We start from the raw sequence: 4,872 nt of genomic DNA on the forward strand, positions 1-4,872 counted from the left end.
CCAGGGCCAGCGAGTCGGGCGCGCGGTCCACGGCCTGGGCCGCTGCCTGCAGCGCGCCCACGCTGGCGGCGCAGACGCCGTGCACGGACAGGGTCTCCATGGGCGGCGCGGCCATCTCGCCCTGGATCATGCTGGCAAAGCCGGGCATGAGCGCATCGCCGCCCGACGAGCCGCTGGCCAGGAAGCCGACATCGCCCAGCGCGCGCCCGGCCTGTGCCAGGCAGTCCTGGATGGCCTGGGCGGCCATGGCCGTGTTGCTGTGGACGGTGCGGCCTTCGGCGTCGATGGCGTAGTGGCGCTGGACAATGCCGTTCTCGGCCAGGATGCGGCGCTTGAGGCGCTCGGACAGGCGGTTGAGCGGCGCCACGTAGGCATCCATGCCTGCGTTGTCCACGGGTTCACCGGGCAGGAACATGCCTGCGGCATGCAGATAGACGTTGGAATAGGCGACGGGCATGGGTTCAGGGTCGTATCAGTCGTATGTTCCGGGAGGCATTTGCGCACGCGTGCGCGCCGGCGGCCAGACCGTGCCGAGCACGAAGACGCGGGCCATGTAGGGTAGCAGTCCGCCTTCGTTGAGCGCAGGGGCCACGCGCTGGCGGTAGTGTTCGCTGTGCAGGCGCGTGAGCTCGGACCAGTGGGCCTGGGGCCGCTCGTGGTGGGCCGTGTGCAGGCCGATGTTGAACAGCAGCGGATTGACCCAGCCCTCGAAATTGCGCGCGTAGTTCAGTGGCGTGGCGCTGTCCATCCGCTGGCCGCGCGTCAGTGGCCGGCCATCGGCATGGGCGTGCTGCAGGTAGTTGGTGGCCAGCAGCCAGTGCAGGCCATGCAACTGGGGAACGATCACCAGCAGCAAGGCCTTTTGCCAATCCAGCGACAGCAGCAGCGCCCAGCTGCCCAGCCACAGCAGGTACTGGCCCATGCAGTAGCGAAAGGCGCCGGGCCAATGCCGCCGCAGCTGGCCCAGCCAGCGCAGGAACAGCGGGTACAGCACCCAGCCGGCCTGCAGCGGGTGGAGCAGGTAGCCCAGCAGATGGTTGTGGTCGCCGCCGAAGCGGTAGGTGCGTGCCATGTCGCGCGGGCCGTGGCGGAAGCGGTGGTGGTTGGCCACATGGGCGGGCCAGAACACGAAGGTCGGGTGGCCTTGCAGCAGGGTGAGCCAGTAGTCGGTGAAGCGGTTGGCCCAGCGCCCGCGCCACATGCGCAAATGCGTGTGGTTGTGGTGGATGACGCCCACGCCCAGCGTGAGGAACAGCTCGATCCCGTAGAGCCACAGGTTCCAGCCATGCTGCCACTGCCACCACACGATCAGCGGCAGCGCCACCAGATAGGCCAGCGACTGCAGGTCGCGCCCGTGGCGCAGCCGGGGCAGCCGTGGCTGGACGTGGCGAGCAGGCGGTCGGCTCATTCCGTCCTGGGCCGGGCCGTGGCGGGCAGTGCCACGCGCGTGCGCATCAGCCGGTCCATGAAGGCCAGCGCAAAGCCGTAGTTGCCATTGGGCCGGGCATGGTGCAGATGGTGGCGCCGGCTGGCGGCCAGCGCATGCGTGTCGGACACCCCGGGAAAGAAGTCGTAGTTGGAGTGGCCTATGACGTTCAGCAGCAGGCTGAGCACGGGCACCGAGGCCAGCGACCAGAAACTGAAGTCGTGCACCACCATGGGCAGCAGGATGACGTTGCCCAGCATCAGCGCCTCGATGGGATGGAAGCTGTAGGTGGACCACGGCGTGGTGACGATGGAGCGGTGGTGGTCGCCATGAAAGCGCCCCAGCAGCCGCGTGTGCAGCAGGCGGTGGTTGATCCAGAAATGCACATCGTTCCAGATCAGCAGCACCACGACTTCGATGGCAATGCGCCAGGGGCCTGCATCGGGCTCCAGCCGCGCCCACCCCAATTGCAGAAGGCCCCAGGGCACGATCATGCCGATGCCGAAGATCAGCACCGAATGCAGCGACTGGCGCCATTCGCGCTGCAACTGGTCGGGCTTGAGCGGGCGCGTGTCCAGCACGCGGCCCACGCCGCGCCGCTGCAGCCAGCGCGTGAGCGCCGACATGCCCCAGCCGCCGGCCAGGTAGAGCACGCCAAAGAAGGCCAGACCCCAGGCCATGACCTGCCAGGCATTGAGTTCGGTAAAGGCTTGGGCTGCGGTCATGGGGGTGTCAAAGAGAGCACGTCACTGGGCGCATCATTGTGCGCGTATGCCCTGTTCGCGGATGATGCGGCCCAGCGTCGCCACGTCCTGGCGCATGCGCAGGGCCAGGCCTTCGGGCGAGCTGCCCACGGCCTGCCAGCCCTGGGCGGCCAGGCGCGCGCGCATCTCGGGCGAGCGCACGATCTCGCTCACGGCCTCGGCCAGCTTGTGCACATGGGCGGCGGGCATGGCCTTGGGCGCGGCCACGGCGTTCCAGATCTCCAGGTCGAAATCGCCCACGCCCAGCTCCTTGAGGCTGGGCAGGCCCGGCGCCAGCGGGCTGCGCGTGGCCGAGGTCACGGCCACGCCGCGCAGCTTGCCGGCCTGGACCTGGGCCATGGCCAGCGCGGGCGGCAGCATGGACAACTGCAGGTCGCCGCCCTGGATGGCGTTGAACACCTGCGGGTAGCCGGGATAGGGAATGTGCTCGGGCCTGAGCGCGGAGCGGCTCTTGAGCAGCTCCATGCCCAGGTGGCCCACGGTGCCCACGCCGGGCGAGCCGTAGCTCCAGCGGCTGCCGGCCTGGGCAGCGGCCTCCAGGAAGGCCCGACCCTCGGGCGCGCCGGCCGGTGCCACCAGCACCAGGGGCGCCACGCCGATCAGGCTGACGGGCTGCAGGTCCTTCACAGGGTCGTAGCGCACAGCGGGGTTGAGCAGGCGGGCAATCGTCAGGTTGCCGTTGATCATCACGCTGAAGGTATGGCCGTCGCGCGCACGGGCCACCTGCTCGCCTGCAATGTTGCCGCCTGCTCCCACCTTGTTCTCGACGATGACGGGCTGGCCCAGGCGCTTTTCCAGCGGCTCGGCCAGGGCGCGCGCCGTGAGGTCGGGCGAGGAGCCCGCGGGAAAGCCCACGATCAGATGCAGGGGGCTGCTGGGCCACTGGTCGCCCGCCAAGGCGGCGCAAGGCAGCAGGGCCGAAGCCAGGGCGGTGGCCAAGGCATTGGCGAAGAGGCGGCGTAGTGGCGAGATGGCGCTGGCGGGCATGGGGGCGTGGGGGCCGCAAAGGCTGCGGGCAATAAAAAACCCGGAGATTATCCGGGTTTGTCTTGAAGCGGCCTGTCAGCCCAGGCCGTCAGGCCATCAGGCGAACTCTGCCAGGGCCTTCTTCATCTTCTTCATGGCAGCCACCTCGATCTGGCGAATGCGCTCGGCGCTCACGCCATACACGGCGGCCAGCTCATGCAGCGTCATGCCGCCCGAGCCGTCATCGTTGACCTTGAGCCAGCGCTCCTCGACGATGCGGCGGCTGCGGTCGTCCAGCGAATCCAGCGCCATGGCAATGCCGTCGGTGGCCAGGTGGTCACGCTGGCGCGACTCGATCATGGCCGTGGGCTCATGTGCGCCGTCGGCCAGATAGGCGATGGGACCGAAGGCCTGCTCGCCATCATCGCTGGGCGAGGGGTCCAGCAGCACGTCGCCACCGGCCAGGCGCGTTTCCATCTCCATGACTTCTTCGCGCTTGACGTTGAGCTTCTCGGCCATGGCGTCGATCTCGCCGGAGGTCAGCGTGTCGCGCAGCATGGCGCCGTCCTCGGCCATGGCGGCGTCGGACTTCAGGCCCTGCTTCATGGAGCGCAGGTTGAAGAACAGCTTGCGCTGGGCCTTGGTCGTGGCGACCTTGACCATGCGCCAGTTCTTGAGGATGTACTCGTGGATCTCGGCCTTGATCCAGTGCATGGCGTAGCTCACCAGGCGCACGTTCTGATCGGGATCGAAGCGCTTGACGGCCTTCATCAGGCCGACATTGCCTTCCTGGATCAGGTCGCCATGGGGCAGGCCGTAACCCAGGTACTGGCGCGAGATGGACACCACCAGGCGCAGGTGGGACATCACCAGACGCCCTGCGGCGTCCAGGTCACTGTGTTCCTTGAGCTTGCGGGCGTAGTCCTGCTCTTCCTCGAGGGTGAGCATGGGCAGGCGGTTGACCGCGGAAATGTAGGCATCCAGATTGCCCAGAGGCGGCACCAGGGCCCAGGGGTTAGCGGGCGCCAAGGTGGTCGCAATGGAGCCGGAGGCGTTTGTCATTGCAGAGTTCCTTTCTTCCATTCCTTCATATTAGCACTCGTTAGGATTGAGTGCTAAAGCCGAAGTTCCGCGGGTTTTTCAGTCGGTTGCAGAAATCTTCGGCACTGCAAAAGTCGCTTCTGGCTAGTCTGAGCGATTTTTGGAAACCCTGCTTGCCAGCGGGAGGCATGTGTCGGCCCCCGCCGGGTTTTGACCCCTTTGCGCCCGGCTCCGCCGGCGACCGGCACGAAAGATGCAGGTTCGTGCAGTCGCGGTGCCCAGCGGCTATTTGAACCGTGGCTGCACGATGATCTTCACCGCCGACTCGTTGTTGTGGATCAGCGTGTCAAAGCCCTGGGCCACCAGGTCATCGAGCTGGATGCGCTGGGTGATGAAGGGCTCGAGGTTGATCTTGCCCTCCTCGACCAGCTTGATGGTTTCCTGGTGGTCGTTGCAGTAGGCGATGGTGCCGCGCACGTCCAGCTCCTTCATGACCACGCTGTGCACGTTGATGGTGGCCGGATGGCTCCAGATGGACACGATCACCACCACGCCCGTGGCCTTCGTCGCGGCCACCAGCGTGTCCAGCACCTTGTTCACGCTGGTGCATTCGAACGACACATCCACGCCCTTGCCGCCGGTGAGCTTCATCACCTCGGCCACCACGTCCACCTC

General features: G+C 67.0%; 5 protein-coding genes and 1 pseudogene. All 6 read right to left on the reverse strand.

The window, feature by feature from the left end; all coding sequences use genetic code 11:
- Window positions 1-457, reverse strand: a pseudogene (locus tag L995_RS06635) (3-oxoacyl-ACP synthase); the annotation flags it as partial.
- Window positions 458-472: 15 nt separating this feature from the next.
- Window positions 473-1,408: a fatty acid desaturase gene (locus tag L995_RS06640; RefSeq protein ID WP_047326051.1), complete on the reverse strand. Its 936-nt coding sequence runs from the start codon at window positions 1,406-1,408 to the stop codon at window positions 473-475.
- Window positions 1,405-2,151 carry a sterol desaturase family protein gene (locus L995_RS06645; protein WP_016453752.1) on the reverse strand — a complete coding sequence of 249 codons (747 nt, stop codon included), beginning with the start codon at window positions 2,149-2,151 and terminating at the stop codon, window positions 1,405-1,407. The genes L995_RS06640 and L995_RS06645 overlap by 4 nt, the downstream gene beginning before the upstream one ends.
- Before the next feature lie 33 nt (window positions 2,152-2,184).
- Window positions 2,185-3,177: a Bug family tripartite tricarboxylate transporter substrate binding protein gene (locus L995_RS06650; RefSeq protein ID WP_047470422.1), complete on the reverse strand. Its 993-nt coding sequence runs from the start codon at window positions 3,175-3,177 to the stop codon at window positions 2,185-2,187.
- Between the two features lie 96 nt (window positions 3,178-3,273).
- Entirely contained in the window at window positions 3,274-4,218 is a 945-nt protein-coding gene (gene rpoH, locus L995_RS06655; protein WP_016450157.1) for an RNA polymerase sigma factor RpoH, read from the reverse strand.
- Window positions 4,219-4,482: 264 nt separating this feature from the next.
- Window positions 4,483-4,872 (reverse strand): zinc-binding dehydrogenase (locus L995_RS06660; RefSeq protein ID WP_047470425.1); only part of this gene is annotated, 390 nt, incomplete at its 5' end.

Source organism: Delftia sp. ZNC0008 (genome assembly GCF_000799035.1).
GTDB classification, from domain to species: Bacteria; Pseudomonadota; Gammaproteobacteria; order Burkholderiales; family Burkholderiaceae_C; genus Comamonas; species Comamonas tsuruhatensis.